This window comes from Pseudomonas sp. SHLD1, from assembly GCF_028640935.1.
Lineage (GTDB): Bacteria > Pseudomonadota > Gammaproteobacteria > Pseudomonadales > Pseudomonadaceae > Chryseomonas > Chryseomonas aestiva.
Genome location: NZ_JAQZAD010000011.1, coordinates 296,200 through 312,685, shown reverse-complemented (window position 1 = coordinate 312,685; position 16,486 = coordinate 296,200). Strand labels below are relative to the sequence as shown.

Sequence of the window (16,486 nt, the reverse complement as noted above, 5' to 3'; positions counted from 1 at the left end):
GTCATATCGCGACGCGCAGGTCGTGCAGGTGCGGCGCGCTGACCCGGTAGATACCGATCTCGCCGAGCAGGTTCGGCCACAGCTTGCTGGCCCAGCCATGGCGGTGCAGGCGATCCACGGCGAGACGATCCAGTACCTGGGCACGCTGTTCGCGGCAGAGGCGCTCGAAGTCCTCGAAGGTGCAGAAGTGGATGTTCGGCGTGTTGTACCAGGTGTAGGGCAGGAAATCCGAGACCGGCATCCGCCCCCGGCCGCCCAGGTACAGCCGGCAGCGCCAGTGACCGAAGTTGGGAAAGGTGATGATGCACTGGCGGCCGACCCTGAGCATCTCCTGGAGGATGCGATCCGGGTACTGCATGGCCTGCAGCGACTGGGTCATGACCACCACGTCGAAGCTGTCGCTGGCGAAGTTGGCCAGGCCGCCGTCGAGATCCTGCTCGATGACGTTGACGTCCTTGAGCAGGCATTCGGCGATCTTGTCCGGGTCGATCTCCAGGCCGTAGCCGGTGACCTGCTTGTGATCGCGCAGCCAGGCGAGCAACTCGCCGGTGCCGCAGCCGAGGTCGAGGACCCGGCTGCCGGCGGGGATCCATTCCTGAATGATGTCCAGATCGGCGCGCACGGCAGCTATACCTCGATGCGGGTCATGTAGTGGGAGAAGGCCTGCAGATAGCGCGGGATCGGGATGAGGAAGGCGTCATGACCCTGGGGTGCGTCGACCTCCAGGTAGCTGACGTCCTTGCGCGCGGCCATCAGGGCGTTGACGATCTCCTTGGAGCGCGCCGGCGAGAAGCGCCAGTCGGTGGTGAAGGAGACGATCAGGAAGCGCGCCTGCACCCCGGCCAGGGTCTTGGCCAGGTCGCCGCCCTGGGCATGGGCCGGATCGAAATAGTCCAGCGCCTTGGTCATCAGCAGGTAGGTGTTGGCGTCGAAGCGGCCGGAGAATTCCTCGCCCTGGTAGCGCAGGTAGCTCTCCACCTGGAATTCGACGCTGTGGAAGTCGTAGTTGAGCTGGTCGGTCTTGAGTTCGCGACCGAATTTCTCGCCCATGGCCTCGTCGGACAGGTAGGTGATGTGGCCGACCATGCGCGCCAGCATCAGGCCGCGCTTGGGGATCACGCCCTTTTCCTGGAAGTGGCCGGCGTGGAAATCCGGGTCCGAAAGGATGGCCTGGCGCGCCACCTCGTTGAAGGCGATGTTTTCCGCCGACAGCTTGGGTGCCGAGGCGATAGCCAGGCAGTGGCGGATGCGCTCGGGATAGCTGATGGTCCACTGCAGCGCCTGCATGCCGCCCAGGCTGCCGCCGATCACCGCCGCCCACTGGGCGACGCCCAGGCGATCGGCCAGGCGTGCCTGGCTGTTGACCCAGTCTTCCACGGTGAGCACCGGGAAGTCCGCGCCATAGGGGCGGCCGGTGTCGGGGTTGGGACTGCTGGGGCCGGTGGAGCCGTTGCAGCCGCCCAGGTTGTTGAGGGCGACGACAAAGAACTTGCGGGTGTCGATGGGTTTGCCGGGACCGATGCAGCTGTCCCACCAGCCCGGCTTGCGGTCGTCCATGCTGTGGTAGCCGGCCGCGTGGTGATGGCCGGAGAGCGCGTGGCAGATCAGCACGGCGTTGCTGCGACTGGCGTTGAGTTCGCCATAGGTCTCGACCATCAGGTCGTAGGCCGGCAGGGTGCGGCCACAGGCCAGGGCCAGGGGCTCGTTGAAGTGCAGCAGCTCGGGGGTGACCAGGCCGACGGAATCTTCGGGAATGACGCTGGGCATTGACGGCTCGTCCGGGGCGGGGCTCGCCAGTCTAAAGAGCACCGCCGGGAGCGGCAAGGGCAGGCGCGGCGCGGCGGCCAGGGACCGCGCAAGCTGTGGCGGGCGGGGCTAGCCGACCCGCGCCAGCGGCAGGGCGACCACGTTGTCGTGGCGTTGGGACGGCGCCGGCCGATTGATCTGCTTGAGCATGTCGCTGACCTCGCTGAGCTGCCCGTGCAGGACGTCCTCGTGCACCTGCAGCCGGCGCACCTGCTCCTGGCTGTTGAGATTCTGCTGGGTGAGCTGCTTGAGCGCCAGCATGCTGGTTTCCAGCAACTGCTTCTGCTCGCGGGTGTGCTGCACCAGCGGGGTCAGGGCGCCGTCGTTCCAGCGCAGCACCTGGGCATGGGCGCCTTCCTGCAGCGCCTGGACCTCCTGCGCGACGGTGGCGAAGAAGCGGCGACCCAGGGCGCTCTGCTCGGTGAGCAGGGTCTTGACCTGACGCTGCACCTCCTCGGTCTTGAGTTGCAGCTGGCGCAGCTCGCGGACATAGGGGCGGATGCGCAGTCGCGGCGCTTCCAGCGGATGCAGCGGATTCTCGACATTGTGTCGCTGGTAGACCGCGCCGAGCACCTTGTTGGCCCGGTCCGCCTCGTTGTCCAGGGCCAGCAGGTCATGCTCGACCACGCGAAAGAAGCGGGCGATGGACTGGTTGATGCCGACGGTGGTCAGGCTGGTGCGGAATTCCCGGCGGGCGGTGTCCAGATGGGCATCCAGCCGCTCCGGTGCGAGCAGGTCGGTCAGCAGCTTGCGCTGCCCGGCGAGCATGTTCTGGGTGGTGCGCAGATCCAGCAGGCGGCGGTGGTAGAGGTCGTATTCCTGGCGCGTGCGCGCAGTCTGCAACTCCAGGCCGGCACCGGGCAGTTCCTCGTCGGCCAGTTGCGCGTACTGGGCGCGAATGGCTTCCAGGCGCTGTTCGATGAGCGTGCGGCTGGCGCCCAGCAGGCCACTGGCCTGCTGCACGATGCGCTGCTGCAACAGGCGCTCGCGGGCGCCGACGATGCGTTCGGCGAGCAGCTGTTCGAGGCTGTCCAGCTGGCTGCGCGCGAGCAGTTCCAGATCGCCGCGGACCTTGCCCAGCAGCGCCTGCTTGGCCGACAGCGGCAGGATGTGCTCGGCCGGCAGCGCCAGTTGCCGGGCGCTGGCCTGGCGGACGTTTTCCAGGGACTGGGCGACATGGGCAACGCCGCCGAGGTCGTCCCAGAGACTGTCGATCTTGTTCATCACCGCGAACAGCCGCTCCGGGGCATCGCCCAGGGATGGCTTGACGCACTGCTCCCAGAGCGCGAGATCCGAGGCGGTCACGCCGGTGTCGGCACCGATCAGAAAGAGCACGGCCTGGGCGTGGGGCAGCAGCGACAGGGTCAGTTCCGGCTCGGCGCCGAGGGCGTTGAGACCGGGGGTGTCGAGGATGCGCAGGCCCTGGCGCAGCAGCGGATGGTCGATGCTGATCAGCGCGTGGCGCCAGGCCGGGATGCTGACCAGGCCGTCGCTGTCGAGTTGTTCCAGCTGCTCGGGATCGAAGCCCAGCTGCACGGCGGCGGCGGTTTCCACCTCGCGGGTCTCGGTGACCTTGGCCAGCAGGGCGGCCATGGCGTCCGGGTGGCGGTCGTCCAGGGCGAAGCGCTGCCAGGCCTCGGGCGTATTGCGCCAGGCGGTCAGGCTGCGTTCGTCCAGGCGGCTGTCGATGGGCAGCAGCTGCAGATAGGGACCGTCGGCCGCGGCGTCGAAGAAAATCTCGGTGGGGCACATGGTGGTGCGCCCGGCCTGGGACGGCAGCATGCGCTGACCGTAGTCGGCGAAGAAGAGGGCGTTGATCAGCTCGGTCTTGCCACGCGAGAACTCGCCGGCGAAGGCCAGCGTGATGCCGTCGGCCTGCAGTTCGCTCTGGCAGGTCGCCAGGGCGGCGTCCAGCGCGGGGGAGGCGAGACGATTACGCTGCAACCAGTCGCGGTAGCGGCCCAATTGGGTATCGAGTTCGGCTTTCCACGTGGCATAGGCATCGACGTGGCGGAACAGGCGTTCCATAGGGGACTTCCTTGACCTGAACAGCAAAGGCTGGACGGTGCCCCAGCGTCCAGCGGGACGTCAATGCCGCCTCCGCCACGACGCGGCAGGCGGTCGTGGCGGAGGCGCGAGTGGTGCGTCAGAGGAAGGGGGCGAGAATCTGCGGCATGCCGGTGGCCGCGGCCAGCTGGCCGATGACGAAGCGGTCCAGCAGATTGATCACGATGAAGGCGAAGATCGGCGACAGATCCAGGCCACCCAGGCTCGGCAGGATGCGGCGGAAGGGCGCCAGCAACGGCTCACAGATCTGGTTGACCAGTTCGGCGGCCGGATTGTGGGTCTGGGGCGCGACCCAGGAGAGGATGACGCTGACGATCAGGGCGAAGAAGAACACCTTGAGGAACAGCGACGCCACGCCCAGCAGGGCCCAGATCAGCAGGGCGGGGAACAGGCCGCCGATGCTGGCGCCGAGCAGCACCACCACGACCATCATCAGCGCCAGCTGGACCAGGATCGCCAGTACCAGGGCCGCCAGATCAACGCCGCCGAAGCCGGGGATGATGCGCCGTACCGGCTTGAGCAGCGGCTGGGTGGCGCGCACGGTGAATTGCGACAGCGGATTGTAGAAGTCGGCCCGCACCAGCTGCAGGATGAAGCGCAGCAGGATGATCAGCAGATAGAGACTGCCGAGGGTCTGGATGACATAGACGAGAGCTTGGGCGAAAGCGGACATGGATACTCCTTATCGATCCGGCAACTGGGCCAGTTCCGCAGCCCGGTCGGCCGCGGCGGTGAGGGCTTCTTCCACCAGGTCCGCGAAGGCCCCGGCTTGGAAGGTTTCGATGGCGCGTTCGGTGGTGCCCTTGGGGGACATCACCGAGCGGCGCAATTGTTCGGGACTACGGTCGCCCTGGCAGGCCATGGCGGCGGCGCCGCGGGCGGTGTGCAGGGTCAGCTGTTCGGCCACCGTGGCCGGCAGGCCGAGCTTGGTGCCGGCCTCGGTCATGGCTTCCATCAGTAGGAAGAAATAGGCCGGACCGCTGCCGGAGACGGCGGTGACCGCGTCCAGTTGCCGCTCTTCCTCGACCCAGAGGGCCAGGCCGACCGCGGCGAGGATCTCCTGGGCGCGGGCGCGCTGCTCGGCGGTGACCTGGTCGTTGGCGAACAGGCCGCTGGCACCCAGGCGCAGCTGCGAGGGCACGTTGGGCATGCAGCGCACCAGCGCACGCTGGCCCAGCCAGCGTGTCAGGCTGGCGCAGGTGATGCCGGCGGCGACCGAGACGATCAGCTGGTCCGGGCGCAGATGGGGCGCCAGCTCCTGGCAGACCTCGCTCATCACCTGGGGCTTCACCCCCAGCACTACCACGTCGGCGTCGGCGAGCACGGCGCTGTTGCTGGCCTCGACGCGGATGCCGTGCTCCCGGGCCAGGGCTTCGCGCTTGGCCGGGTTGCGATTGCTGGCGCTGAGCTGCCGGGCCGGCATGCCCTGGGCGAGCAGTCCGCCGATGATGGCGCCGGCCATGTTGCCGGCGCCGATGAAGGCGATGCGGGTGTCGTTCATCGAGACTTCCTAGGTTGAAGAGGCGGCGCCGTAGTCGCGGGCGCCAAAGAGGGCGGTACCGACGCGGACCCAGGTGGCACCCTCGGCGATGGCGGCTTCCAGATCCTGGCTCATGCCCATGGACAGGGTGTCCAGGTCCAGGTTCAGGGCTTCGTTCAAGGTACGCAGCCGGGCGAAGGCGGCGCGCTGGCTGGCCGGGTCCTCGGTGGGCTCGGGGATGGCCATCAGGCCACGCAGGCGCAGGTTGGGCAACTGGCTGACCGCGGCGGCCAGGGCCGGCAGGTCGTCGGGGTGGCAGCCGGACTTGCTGGCCTCGCCACTGACGTTGACCTGCAGGCAGATGTTCAGCGGCCCGCGCTCGGGCGGACGCTGTTCGGCCAGGCGCTGGGCGATCTTCAGGCGATCCACCGAATGCACCCAGTCGAAGTGGCAGGCGATGGCGCGGGTCTTGTTGGACTGGATGGGGCCGATGAAATGCCACACCAGTGGCAGGTCGGCCAGCGCCGGCTGCTTGTCCAGCGCCTCCTGCAGGTAGTTCTCGCCGAAGTCGCGCAGGCCCGCGGCGGCAGCCTCGCGCAAGGCGGCGGCGGGCTTGGTCTTGCTCACCGCCAGGAGGCCGACAGTCGCGGGATCGCGGCCTGCCGTCCGGCTGGCGGCGGCGATGCGTTCGAGTACGGTTGCGCTATTCTCGGCTATCGTGGACATTCAGCCCCTGCTTGCGTCGGCGCATCCGGCAGGCCTCGGCGTACCGGATGAGTGAGTGGCGGTGACCAGGTCAGACCGCCAGTGCTGCGCGGCATTCTACCTGCTTGCTCGACATCTGGGAGTCCCATGGATATCACCGAATTGCTGGCCTTTTCCGCGCGGCAAGGCGCCTCCGACCTGCACCTGTCCGCCGGCCTGCCGCCGATGATCCGCGTCGACGGCGACGTGCGCCGCATCAACCTGCCGGCCTTCGAGCACAAGCAGGTGCACGCGCTGATCTACGACATCATGAACGACAAGCAGCGCAAGGACTTCGAGGAATTCCTGGAGACCGACTTCTCCTTCGAGGTGCCGGGCGTGGCGCGCTTCCGGGTCAATGCCTTCAACCAGAATCGCGGCGCCGGCGCGGTGTTCCGGACCATCCCTTCCAAGGTGCTGAGCATGGAAGAGCTCGGCATGGGCGAGGTGTTCAAGAAGATCACCGACGTTCCGCGCGGGCTGGTGCTGGTGACCGGGCCGACCGGTTCGGGCAAGTCCACCACCCTGGCGGCCATGCTCGACTACCTCAACAACACCAAGTACCACCACATCCTCACCATTGAGGACCCCATCGAATTCGTCCACGAATCCAAGAAGTGCCTGGTCAACCAGCGCGAGGTGCACCGCGACACCCTGGGCTTCTCCGAGGCCCTGCGCTCGGCGCTCCGCGAGGACCCGGACATCATCCTGGTCGGCGAGCTGCGCGACCTGGAGACCATCCGCCTGGCGCTGACCGCCGCCGAGACCGGGCACCTGGTGTTCGGCACCCTGCACACCACCTCGGCGGCCAAGACCATCGACCGGGTGGTGGACGTCTTTCCGGCGGAAGAAAAATCCATGGTGCGCTCCATGCTGTCCGAATCCCTGCAGGCGGTGGTCTCCCAGACCCTGCTGAAGAAGGTCGGCGGCGGCCGGGTGGCGGCCCACGAGATCATGATCGGCACCCCGGCCATCCGTAACCTGATCCGCGAGGACAAGGTGGCGCAGATGTATTCCTCGATCCAGACCGGTGGCGGCCTGGGCATGCAGACCCTGGACATGTGCCTCAAGGCGCTCCTGGCCAAGGGGCTGATCAGCCGCGACGCGGCCCGCGAGAAGGCCAAGACGCCGGAGAACTTCTGATGGATTTCGACAGGTTCCTGCAGCTGATGGTGGACAAGGGGGCGTCCGACCTCTTCATCACCACCGGAGTGCCCCCTTCGATGAAGATCAACGGCCGCATGACGCCGGTCACCAAGGATTCGCTCACGCCGGATCAGTGCCGAGCCATCGTGCTGGGGGTGATGAACGACGAGCAGCGCCAGGAATTCCAGCAGAAGCGCGAGTGCAACTTCGCCATCAGCGCCCGCGGCATCGGCCGTTTCCGGGTCAGCGCCTTCTATCAGCGCAACCTGGTGGGCATGGTGCTGCGCCGCATCGAGGTGAACATCCCCACGGTCGAGCAGCTGCGCCTGCCGGAGATCATCAAGAAGCTGGCCATGACCAAGCGTGGCCTGGTGATCTTCGTCGGCGCCACCGGCACCGGCAAGTCCACCTCGCTGGCGGCCATGATCGGCCACCGCAACAAGAACTCGGCGGGGCACATCATCTCCATCGAGGACCCCATCGAATACATCCACCAGCACCAGGGTTGCATCGTCACCCAGCGCGAGGTGGGCATCGACACCGAGTCCTTCGAGGTGGCGCTGAAGAACACCCTGCGCCAGGCACCGGACGTCATCATGATCGGCGAGATCCGTAGCCGCGACACCATGGAGCACGCCCTGGCCTTCGCCGAGACCGGTCACCTGTGCCTGGCCACCCTGCACGCCAACAATGCCAACCAGGCGCTGGATCGCATCATCCACTTCTTCCCCGCCGATCGGCACGGCCAGACCTGGATGGACCTGTCGCTCAACCTCAAGGGCATCGTCGCTCAGCAGCTGGTACCCACCACCGACGGCCAGGGCCGCCGCGCGGTGATCGAGGTGCTGCTCAACACCCCGCTGGTAGCCGACCTGATCCGCAAGGGCGAGGTGCATGAACTCAAGGCGCTGATGAAGAAGTCCGGCGAACTGGGCATGCAGACCTTCGACCAGTCGCTCTACAGCCTCTATCGTGACGGTGAGATCAGCTACGAAGCGGCCCTGGCCCACGCCGATTCCGCCAACGACCTGCGGCTGATGATCAAGCTGGGGTCGGAGACGGATGCCGATCACCTCAATCAGACCACCCGTAATCTCTCGGTGGACATGGGCGACGATCCGCCCAAGCGCTTCCGCTAGACCTCCCCTTCGTTCTCCGCTGCCAGGGTCCGCGCCTCGCGCAGGGCTGCCACCAGGGCACGGCGCGCCTGTGCCTGCTGCTCGGCGTCCGGGGTGCGCAGGATGTAGGAGGGGTGATAGGTGGCAATGATCCAGCGCTCGTCCAGCCGCAGCGGTCGGCCCATGAATTGCGCCAGGCCCCGTGGCTTGCGTTCGAGCAGGGCTTCCAGGGCGGTCGAGCCCAGGGCCACCACCACGGTCGGCTGGATGTCGCGCAGTTCCTGCTCCAGCCAGTAGCGGCAGGGGGCGATCTCCGGTCCCGGGGTGACGTGCTTGCGTCTCCGGCCCTGGGGGATCCACTTGAAGTGCTTGACCGCGTTGGTGAGAAAGACCTCGCTGCGTTCGAGGCCGGCTTCGGCCAGCGCCGCCATCAGCACCTGCCCGGCCGGTCCGACGAAGGGGCGACCCGCCAGGTCTTCCTGATCACCGGGCTGCTCGCCCAGCAGCAGGATGCGCGCCGTGCGCGGGCCTTCGCCGGCCACCGGCTGGGTGGCCTTTTCCCACAGCTCGCAGCGGCGGCACTCGTCGAGGGTGGTAGGCAGCGGCCGTTCCGGCTGGGCGCGCTCGGCGGCGATCAGCACCTCACGGCCGCTCTGGCGGCCCACGGCCTCGGCCTGGGCCAGGCGCTGGGCGCCGGCTCGGGCCTCGCTGAGCAGCGCCGGGATCAGCGGTCCCTCCGGCAGATCCTTCCAGAAGCGCGCCGGCATGTTGCCCCTCAGGGTGCGCGGATTGGCCCGCGCCGGATTGAAGGTGCTGCGGTAATAGGCGCGCCAGAGTTCATCGCCGGCATTGCGGTCATCGTCTTCCGGCGTCTGCCGCGCCAGCTGCTGCAACTCGGCGGGGCAGGGCTCCACCAGTTGCAACGCCTCGCCATCCCAAAGCGCGGCGGCCTCGGGGGTCGCGATCAGCCAGCTGCTGTTACCCATGCGGTCGCAGAAATGTGGCGCCGCCAGGGCCAGGACGTCGTGGGCCGGCTGGTGCCAGGCCACCCAGGCCGGTGGCCCCGCGCTTTCCGCACGCGGCCGAAAACGCAGGAAGGCATGTACATGGTGGATCTCGCGGCGAATCGCCTTGACCCGGCGCTGCAATTCGCTGCCATCCTCGTCACCGGCCAGCATGGCCGCACGTTCCCCCCGCGCGACCCGCCAGAGCACCTGGTAGAGCAGTGCCCAGCGATCATCGCTGCGAAAGCAGGCAGCGTAGGTCAAGGCTTCTGCCAGTTGCGGCGGGATGCGCACGGTGCCGTTGGGTGGGGGAGCCACCGCCGCGACCGGTTCGTCGAACAGATCGCCCAGCCCGCGACTCTCCTGCCAGCTCACCTGGGCCGGGGCGATACCCGCCTGGAGCAACCGGCGCGCTTCCTTGCGCCAGCCGGCGAAGGTGCCGTCGAAGTCGACTCTCTGCATCTAGAGCAGGGCGAGCTGAGCGGGCGGTTCGGCGAGTTGCCGGCGCAGGTCGAGGGACTCGGCCAGGCGCGGTTGCGGGCGATAGTCCTGGGTGATGATGAAGGGCCGTGCCTTCTCCACGCTGCATTTCAGGCGGATCAGGTCGGCGTAGCGGATGCGCCGCTCGCGCCTGAGCTCCACCAGCCGCTTGGCCGAGAGCACGCCGATGCCGGGCACCCGGGCGATCAGCGCCTGGTCCGCCCGATTGAGATCCAGCGGGAAGATGGCCCGGTTATGCAGCGCCCAGGCCAGCTTGGGGTCCACGTCCAGCGGCAGCTGGCCATCTTCGGTAGGCAACTCCTCCGCCTGGAAGCCATAGCCACGCATGAGGAAGTCGGCCTGGTACAGGCGGTGCTCGCGCAGCAGCGGCGGCGGTTGCAGCGGCACCGTGCCCGGGCTTTCCGGAATGGGGCTGAAGGCCGAGTAGTAGACGCGCTTGAGGCGATAGGCGCCATAGAGCGTCTGGGCGGTGTCGAGGATGGTGCGGTCGTCGGTGGCATCGGCACCCACGATCATCTGGGTGCTCTGGCCGGCCGGCGCGAAACGCGGTGCCTTGGCTTCGGCCTCGGCTTCCTCCAGCCCCAGGCGGATGTTGCCCATGGTCTTGCGGATGCTGCTGCCGTTCTTTTCCGGCGCCAGCTTGATCAGGCTGCTCTCGGTGGGCAGCTCGATGTTCACCGACAGGCGATCGGCATAGAGACCCGCCTGGGCGATGATCTCGGGATCGGCATCGGGAATGGTCTTGAGGTGGATGTAGCCGCGGAACTGGTGCTGTTCGCGCAACAGCTGGGCCACCCGGGTCATCTGCTCCATGGTGTAGTTGGAGGAGCGGATGATGCCGGAGCTGAGGAACAGTCCGCTGATGACATTGCGCCGGTAGAAGTCGAGGGTCATCTGCACCACTTCCTCGGGCGTGAAGCGCGCCCGCGGCACGTTGCTGCTGCGACGATTGACGCAGTACTGGCAGTCGTACTGGCAAAAGTTGGTCAGCAGCACCTTAAGCAGCGCCACGCAGCGCCCATCGGGGGTGAAGCTGTGGCAGATGCCCATGCCATCGGTCGAGCCCAGGCCGTCCTTGCCCTTCGAGCTGCGTTTGGGCGCGCCGCTGCTGGCGCAGGACACGTCGTACTTGGCGGCATCGGCGAGAATGATCAGCTTGTCGGCGAGCTCCATCGAGATCTCCTGGACTGTGATTGCATACAGTATCCAGGAAGCGGAGCGTCGTTCAATGGCTTTGCGCCGGGCGGCGCCGAGTGGAGCGACACTCCGCCGGGCGGTAGCGACCCGGCGGAGCGAGGGGAGGGATCAGGACTTGCGGGTACGCTTGGTACGCGGCTTGTCCGCGACGGGATCGGTTTCCGCCGCCAGAGTGTTGGGCTGCTGCAGCACGCGCTTGGCCGACGCGAACCTCTTGGTCCAGTAGGGCTTGCTCAGGTGGTCGACGCGCACGCTCTCGCCACTGCGCGGGGCATGGACGAAACGATCGTTGCCCAGATAGATGGCGACGTGATCGATGCCGCTGCGCTGACCGGTCTTGAAGAACACCAGGTCGCCGGCCTTGAGATCGCCACGAGCGACCTTGGGGCCCTTGAGCTGGGACAGCTCACGGGAGGTACGCGGCAGCTTGACGTTGTGTACGTCGCGATAGACGTAGTTCACCAGGCCGCTGCAATCCAGGCCGTTCTGCGGATTGGTACCGCCGAAGCGATAGGGCGTACCGACCAGGTCCATGGCGCGGGTCGCGACCTGGGCACCGACATTGCGGGTGGCGGCCTGGGCGGTGGCCTGCTTACGGTGCAGGGCGCTGGTGGCGCGGGCGGCGTGCTTGGCGCGGGCGGCGGAGGCTGCCTGGGTAGGATCCACCTTCGCGACGCGGCGAGCGGCGGCCTTGGGCGCGGGAGCAGCGGAGGCGTGCCGGGCGGCGGTCTTGGGAGCTGAAGCGGCGGTGACATGCCGGGCTGCGACCTTGTGGACCGGAGCGGCAGTGCGCGCTGCAGAGTTCTCTTTCGCTTGCACCGCCGCTGGCAGTACAAGACAGGCGGAGAGCCATGTCAGAAGAAATAAACGCATTGTCGTAGGGGTGTCTGAAGATCGAAGCGAGGGATTCTATACCAACCCTGTGGATATTTTGTGCACCTCTCATCAAGAAATTATGTAATTTTTAGCGGAAAGTGAGGTCCCTTGAGCGCCAACCAGTGAGACTCCCTGGGCATTCATCCAGTTTTCGACATAAAGTCACGGTGAAGGTAAGGGTGTAGGTAAGGCGGGTCTTTTCCTTAAGTCGCGAGGTCGTAGGCATGCGGTATCAGGACACTCACAGCAAGGTCATGGGCTATCTGCTGTGGATCTTCGGTTTTCTCGGCGCCCATCGCTTCTACTATGGCAAGCCGGTCACCGGCACGATCTGGTTCTGCACCCTGGGCCTGCTGGGCATCGGCTGGCTGATCGATCTGTTCCTGATCCCGGCCATGGATCGCGAGGCGGATCTGCGCTTCCAGTCCGGCTCCCTCAACTACAGTCTCGGCTGGATCCTGCTGACCTTTCTCGGCATCTTCGGCGTCCACCGTCTCTACCTGGGCAAGTGGATCACCGCCATCCTCTATTTCTTTACGGCGGGTTTCTTCCTGCTGGGCGTGCTCTACGACTTCTGGACGCTCAACTCGCAGATCTCCGAAGAGAACCGCCGGCGGCTGGTGCGCTAGGTTCGGTTGAACGGCAAGAAGAAGGGGCTCCGCGGAGCCCCTTCTTCTATTCAGGCGTCACGCCGGTAGGTGGTGCGGCCACCTACCAGGGTGCGCTCGACGCGTCCCGCCAGGGTGAGGTCGCGGAAGGGGCAGTTGCGCCCGCGGGACAGCCAGGGCGTCGCGGCCTGGGCGGTCGGCTTCTGGGCGAACAGCACCAGGTCGGCTGGCAGGTCCTTGGCCAGACGGCCCGCGTCGAGGCGCAGGGCCCGGGCCGGACCATGGGTCAGGCGGGCCAGCAGGGTCGGCAGATCCAGCAGGCCGTCTTCCACCAGCGTCAGGGCCAGTGGCAGCAGCAGTTCGACACTGCTGATGCCCGGCTCGGTGGCGGCGAAGGGGGCCAGCTTGGCATCGGCCTCATGGGGCTGGTGGTGGCTGGAGATGGCACCGATCACGCCGTCGCACACCCCGGCTCTCAGGGCGTCGCGATCACGCGCGGTACGCAGCGGCGGCTTGACGTGGTAGAGGCTGGAAAAGCCCTGCAGCGCCTCGTCGGTGAGCAGCAGCTGGTAGAGCGCCACATCGGCGGTCACCGGCAGGCCACGGGCCTGGGCGGCGGCGATCATCTCCACCGCACGGGCACTGGTCAGCTGCCCGAAGTGGGCGCGTACGCCGCTCTGTTCCACCAGCAGCAGATCGCGGGACAGGGCGATGGTCTCCGCGGTCTCCGGGATCCCGGTGAGCCCCAGGAAACTGGCGGTGGGGCCTTCATGGGCGAGGCCGCCATGGGCCAGATCCGCGTCGAGGGCGGTAAAGACCACGGTGAGGTCGAAGGTGGCGGCATATTCCAGCGCGCGCCGCTGTACCCGTAGATTCTCGAAGGGCTGCAGGCCGTTGGTAAAGGCCACGCAACCGGCGTCGCGCAAGGCCATCAGCTCCGACAGCTGCTCGCCGGCCAGGCCCTTGGTCAGGGCGCCGATAGGGTAGACGCGGGCGTGATCGGCGGTGCGCGCCCGGTCGAGGATGAGTTCGGCTACCGCGGTGGTGTCCAGCACCGGACGGGTGGTGGGCGGGCAGCACAGGCTGGTGACGCCTCCGGCCGCGGCGGCGCGGGTTTCGCTGTCGACATTGCCCTTGCGGGTCAGGCCCGGTTCGCACAGGGCGACATCCAGGTCGACCAGGCCGGGGGCCAGGATCAGGCCGCTGGCGTCCAGCTGCTCGTCGGCCTGGAAGCCCTGGGGCGCTTCACCGAGGGCCAGGATGCGGCCCTGGTCGACATGGACATCGCCGATCTGGTCGAGACCGGTGGCCGGGTCGATCACCCGGGCATTGCGGATGCTCAGGCTCACTGCGCATTCTCCTGTAGCTGACGCTGGGCCGTCTGCCCGCTCATGGTCATCGACAGCACCGCCATGCGGACCGCGATGCCGTAGGTGACCTGGTTCAGGATGACCGATTGCTCGCCATCGGCGACCGCCGATTCGATCTCCACGCCGCGGTTGATCGGGCCGGGGTGCATGACGATGGCATCGGGCTTGGCGCGGGCCAGGCGCTGGCGGGTCAGGCCGAACAGCCGGTAGTACTCGCCCTCGCTGGGCAGCAGGCCGCCCTGCATGCGCTCGCGCTGCAGGCGCAGCATGATCACTACGTCCACCCCTTCCAGGCCCTCGGCCAGGTCGGTGCAGGTGCGCACGCCATAGAGCTCTTCGAGGCCGACCGGCAGCAGGGTGCGCGGCGCGACCACGCGGATGTCGCGGCAGCCCAGGGTGCGCAGCGCCAGCATGTCGGAGCGGGCGACCCGGGAGTGCAGGATGTCGCCGACGATGGCCACCGAGAGGTTGGCGAAGTCGCCCTTGTGGCGGCGGATGGTCAGCATGTCGAGCATGCCCTGGGTGGGGTGCGCATGGCGGCCGTCACCACCGTTGATGATGGCCACATCCGGGCAGACGTGCTCGGCGATGAAGTGGGCGGCGCCGGAATCGGCGTGGCGCACCACGAACATGTCGGCGGCCATGGCTTCCAGGTTGCGCAGGGTGTCGAACAGCGTCTCGCCCTTGCTGGTGGAAGAGGTGGAGACGTTGAGGGTGATGACGTCCGCCGACAGTCGCTTGGCGGCCAGTTCGAAGGTCGTGCGGGTGCGGGTCGAATTCTCGAAGAAGACGTTGCACACGGTCTTGCCGCGCAGCAGTGGCACCTTCTTCACCGCCCGGGCACCGACCTCCAGAAAGGAGTCGGCGGTATCGAGCAATTCGGTGAGGAGTTCGGCAGGCAGGTCGTCGAGTGACAGGAAATGGCGCAATTGGCCCTGGGCGTTGAGTTGCAGCGAGCGCGTAGCGTCGGTCATGGCAGCGAATCCAAGTCAGGCGGCGGGGACGTCGCGGTATTCGAGGGCGAGCGGCGAGGGGCCGGTCAGCTTGACGCGCTGGGTGGGGGCCAGGCTCAGGGTGGCGCCCACCACGTCGGGCTGGATCGGTAATTCGCGGGCATTGACGTCCAGCAGGCAGACCAGGGTCACACTGGCGGGACGGCCATAGTCGAAGAGTTCGTTGAGCGCCGCGCGCACGGTGCGACCGCTCATCAGCACATCGTCCACCAGCACCAGGTGGCGACCGTCGATCTCGAACGGCAGGGCCGAGGGGCGCACCTGCGGGTGCAGGCCCTTCTGGGTGAAGTCGTCGCGGTAGAAGGAGACGTCCAGGCTGCCCAGCGGGGTGTCCAGGCCGAGTTCGGCCAGCAGGGCCTCGGCGACCCAAAGGCCGCCGGTGTGGATGCCGACGAAGCCGGGATCGGTGATGCCACGGCGATCCAGCGACAGACGTAGGTCGGCGGCCAGCCGCGGCAGGAGCTCGGCGGGAGAGGGCAGGTGCATGGCTACTCCGATTGCGGGCGCGCGGCCCGTTCCAGTTGTTGGGTCAGCCAGCCTTCCAGGAGGAGGGCGGCGGCGAGGGCGTCCACCGGGCGTTCGCGATAACCGTCGCGCTGACCGCCCTGCAGGCGCTCGCCCTTGGCGGCATAGGTGGTGAGGCGCTCGTCATGGGTATGCACGGGCAGGCCGTAGCGCCCCTGCAGGCGGCGGGCGAAACGTTCGGCGCGCTCGCTCATCTCGCTGGGCGTGCCGTCCATGTTCAGTGGCAGACCGACCACCAGGGCGGTGGGACGCCACTCGTCCAGCAGGCGCTGGATCTGCTGCCAGTCGGGTACGCCGTTCTGCGCCTTGAGGGTGAGCAGTTCACGGGCCTGGCCGGTCACGGCCTGGCCGACGGCGACGCCGATCTGTCGGGTGCCGTAGTCGAAGCCCAGATAGAGACCGCTGGGCGCACTCATGCGTGACCCGCCTGGCGCGAGAGCAGGCGCAGGTCGACCCCCAGCAGGGCGGCGGCCGCGCCGAGGCGCTGCTCGCTCGGCGTCTCGAACAGCAGGGCGCTGGTGGCCGGGGTGGTGAGCCAGAGATTGGCGGCCAGTTCTTCTTCCAGTTGGCCGGGCCCCCAGCCGCTGTAGCCCAGGGTGATCAGGTGGCGAGTCGGGCCGTTGCCGTCGGAGAGGGCGAAGAGCACGTCCGGCGAGGTGGTCAGGCTGAGGGCTTTGAGTTCCAGGGTGTTCTGGAACACCGGGCCGGCGTCGTGCAGCACGAAGCCGCGATCGGTCTGTACCGGGCCGCCGGCATAGAGCTCGACCCGGGCATCTTCCTGGGTGGCCGGTATCTCGGGACGCAGCTGTTCGAGCAGGTCGTCCAGGTGCAGGCCATTGGGGCGGTTGATCACCAGGCCCATGGCGCCATCCGGACCGTGGTCGACGAGGTAGATCACCGTCTCGGCGAAATTGGGATCGTCCATCTGCGGCATGGCGATCAGGAGCTGGTGCTGTAGGGTGGTGCTGGAGGTCGGCTTCATGACCGGCAAGTTTCCCGGTTGCGCGGTCCGGCTTCAAGTCCAACGGCGT

Annotated in this window: 17 protein-coding genes; 3 read left to right on the top strand and 14 right to left on the bottom strand. The window is 67.4% G+C overall.

The genetic code is table 11. From position 1 onward, the window contains the following. Position 1 precedes the first annotated feature (1 nt). The 6 genes from metW to PVZ77_RS04695 all read right to left on the bottom strand — a co-directional run bounded on the left by metW (position 2) and on the right by PVZ77_RS04695 (position 6,079). Positions 2–622 (bottom strand): methionine biosynthesis protein MetW, encoded by a 621-nt coding sequence (gene metW / locus PVZ77_RS04720; protein ID WP_133861462.1) that lies wholly within the window; start codon positions 620–622, stop codon positions 2–4. 5 nt (positions 623–627) lie between these two features. Then, complete coding sequence (gene metX, locus PVZ77_RS04715) at positions 628–1,767, bottom strand: homoserine O-succinyltransferase MetX (RefSeq protein ID WP_273810134.1); 1,140 nt, start codon at positions 1,765–1,767, stop codon at positions 628–630. A gap of 108 nt (positions 1,768–1,875) precedes the next feature. Continuing rightward, entirely contained in the window at positions 1,876–3,834 is a 1,959-nt protein-coding gene (locus tag PVZ77_RS04710; RefSeq protein WP_273810132.1) for a dynamin family protein, read from the bottom strand. A gap of 118 nt (positions 3,835–3,952) precedes the next feature. After that, complete coding sequence (locus PVZ77_RS04705) at positions 3,953–4,546, bottom strand: YggT family protein (RefSeq protein WP_017640989.1); 594 nt, start codon at positions 4,544–4,546, stop codon at positions 3,953–3,955. A gap of 9 nt (positions 4,547–4,555) precedes the next feature. Beyond that, complete coding sequence (gene proC, locus PVZ77_RS04700; RefSeq protein WP_273810131.1) at positions 4,556–5,374, bottom strand: pyrroline-5-carboxylate reductase; 819 nt, start codon at positions 5,372–5,374, stop codon at positions 4,556–4,558. Between the two features lie 9 nt (positions 5,375–5,383). Further along, a complete protein-coding gene (locus PVZ77_RS04695; protein ID WP_273810129.1) occupies positions 5,384–6,079 on the bottom strand; it encodes a YggS family pyridoxal phosphate-dependent enzyme in 696 nt (231 codons plus the stop codon). A gap of 126 nt (positions 6,080–6,205) precedes the next feature. Here PVZ77_RS04695 and pilT point away from each other — a divergent pair, with 126 nt between their 5' ends. Together pilT and PVZ77_RS04685 are read left to right on the top strand one after the other, a co-directional pair. Next, entirely contained in the window at positions 6,206–7,240 is a 1,035-nt protein-coding gene (gene pilT, locus PVZ77_RS04690) for a type IV pilus twitching motility protein PilT (protein WP_007161666.1), read from the top strand. After that, positions 7,240–8,382: a PilT/PilU family type 4a pilus ATPase gene (locus tag PVZ77_RS04685; protein WP_133861457.1), complete on the top strand. Its 1,143-nt coding sequence runs from the start codon at positions 7,240–7,242 to the stop codon at positions 8,380–8,382. The genes pilT and PVZ77_RS04685 overlap by 1 nt, the downstream gene beginning before the upstream one ends. Here the strand turns inward: PVZ77_RS04685 and PVZ77_RS04680 are convergent. The 3 genes from PVZ77_RS04680 to PVZ77_RS04670 form a co-directional block, all read right to left on the bottom strand. Further along, positions 8,379–9,827 carry a UdgX family uracil-DNA binding protein gene (locus PVZ77_RS04680; protein ID WP_273810126.1) on the bottom strand — a complete coding sequence of 483 codons (1,449 nt, stop codon included), beginning with the start codon at positions 9,825–9,827 and terminating at the stop codon, positions 8,379–8,381. The two genes, PVZ77_RS04685 and PVZ77_RS04680, sit on opposite strands and share 4 nt — an antisense overlap. Further along, on the bottom strand, positions 9,828–11,039 hold the full coding sequence (locus PVZ77_RS04675; RefSeq protein WP_273810125.1) for a putative DNA modification/repair radical SAM protein: 1,212 nt from the start codon (positions 11,037–11,039) through the stop codon (positions 9,828–9,830). Between the two features lie 132 nt (positions 11,040–11,171). Continuing rightward, the gene (locus PVZ77_RS04670; RefSeq protein ID WP_133861455.1) at positions 11,172–11,729 is read right to left on the bottom strand and encodes a C40 family peptidase; all 558 of its coding nucleotides are present in this window, start codon (positions 11,727–11,729) and stop codon (positions 11,172–11,174) included. A gap of 434 nt (positions 11,730–12,163) precedes the next feature. On the opposite strand from PVZ77_RS04670, the gene PVZ77_RS04665 reads away from it, so the two are divergent. Continuing rightward, the gene (locus tag PVZ77_RS04665; RefSeq protein ID WP_007161671.1) at positions 12,164–12,568 is read left to right on the top strand and encodes an NINE protein; all 405 of its coding nucleotides are present in this window, start codon (positions 12,164–12,166) and stop codon (positions 12,566–12,568) included. Positions 12,569–12,618: 50 nt separating this feature from the next. Here the strand turns inward: PVZ77_RS04665 and PVZ77_RS04660 are convergent, their stop codons facing one another. From PVZ77_RS04660 to PVZ77_RS04640, 5 genes are read right to left on the bottom strand one after another with little or no spacing between them, the layout of a single operon-like run. Further along, positions 12,619–13,896 carry a dihydroorotase gene (locus tag PVZ77_RS04660; protein WP_273810123.1) on the bottom strand — a complete coding sequence of 426 codons (1,278 nt, stop codon included), beginning with the start codon at positions 13,894–13,896 and terminating at the stop codon, positions 12,619–12,621. Then, positions 13,893–14,891: an aspartate carbamoyltransferase catalytic subunit gene (locus PVZ77_RS04655; RefSeq protein WP_158893597.1), complete on the bottom strand. Its 999-nt coding sequence runs from the start codon at positions 14,889–14,891 to the stop codon at positions 13,893–13,895. The genes PVZ77_RS04660 and PVZ77_RS04655 overlap by 4 nt, the downstream gene beginning before the upstream one ends. A gap of 15 nt (positions 14,892–14,906) precedes the next feature. Next, on the bottom strand, positions 14,907–15,416 hold the full coding sequence (gene pyrR / locus PVZ77_RS04650) for a bifunctional pyr operon transcriptional regulator/uracil phosphoribosyltransferase PyrR (protein WP_158893599.1): 510 nt from the start codon (positions 15,414–15,416) through the stop codon (positions 14,907–14,909). A 2-nt stretch (positions 15,417–15,418) separates the two neighbouring features. Continuing rightward, complete coding sequence (gene ruvX / locus PVZ77_RS04645; RefSeq protein ID WP_007161675.1) at positions 15,419–15,871, bottom strand: Holliday junction resolvase RuvX; 453 nt, start codon at positions 15,869–15,871, stop codon at positions 15,419–15,421. Next, positions 15,868–16,437, bottom strand: coding sequence for a YqgE/AlgH family protein (locus tag PVZ77_RS04640; RefSeq protein ID WP_273810120.1), 570 nt, complete (start codon positions 16,435–16,437; stop codon positions 15,868–15,870). The genes ruvX and PVZ77_RS04640 overlap by 4 nt, the downstream gene beginning before the upstream one ends. Positions 16,438–16,486 lie beyond the last annotated feature (49 nt).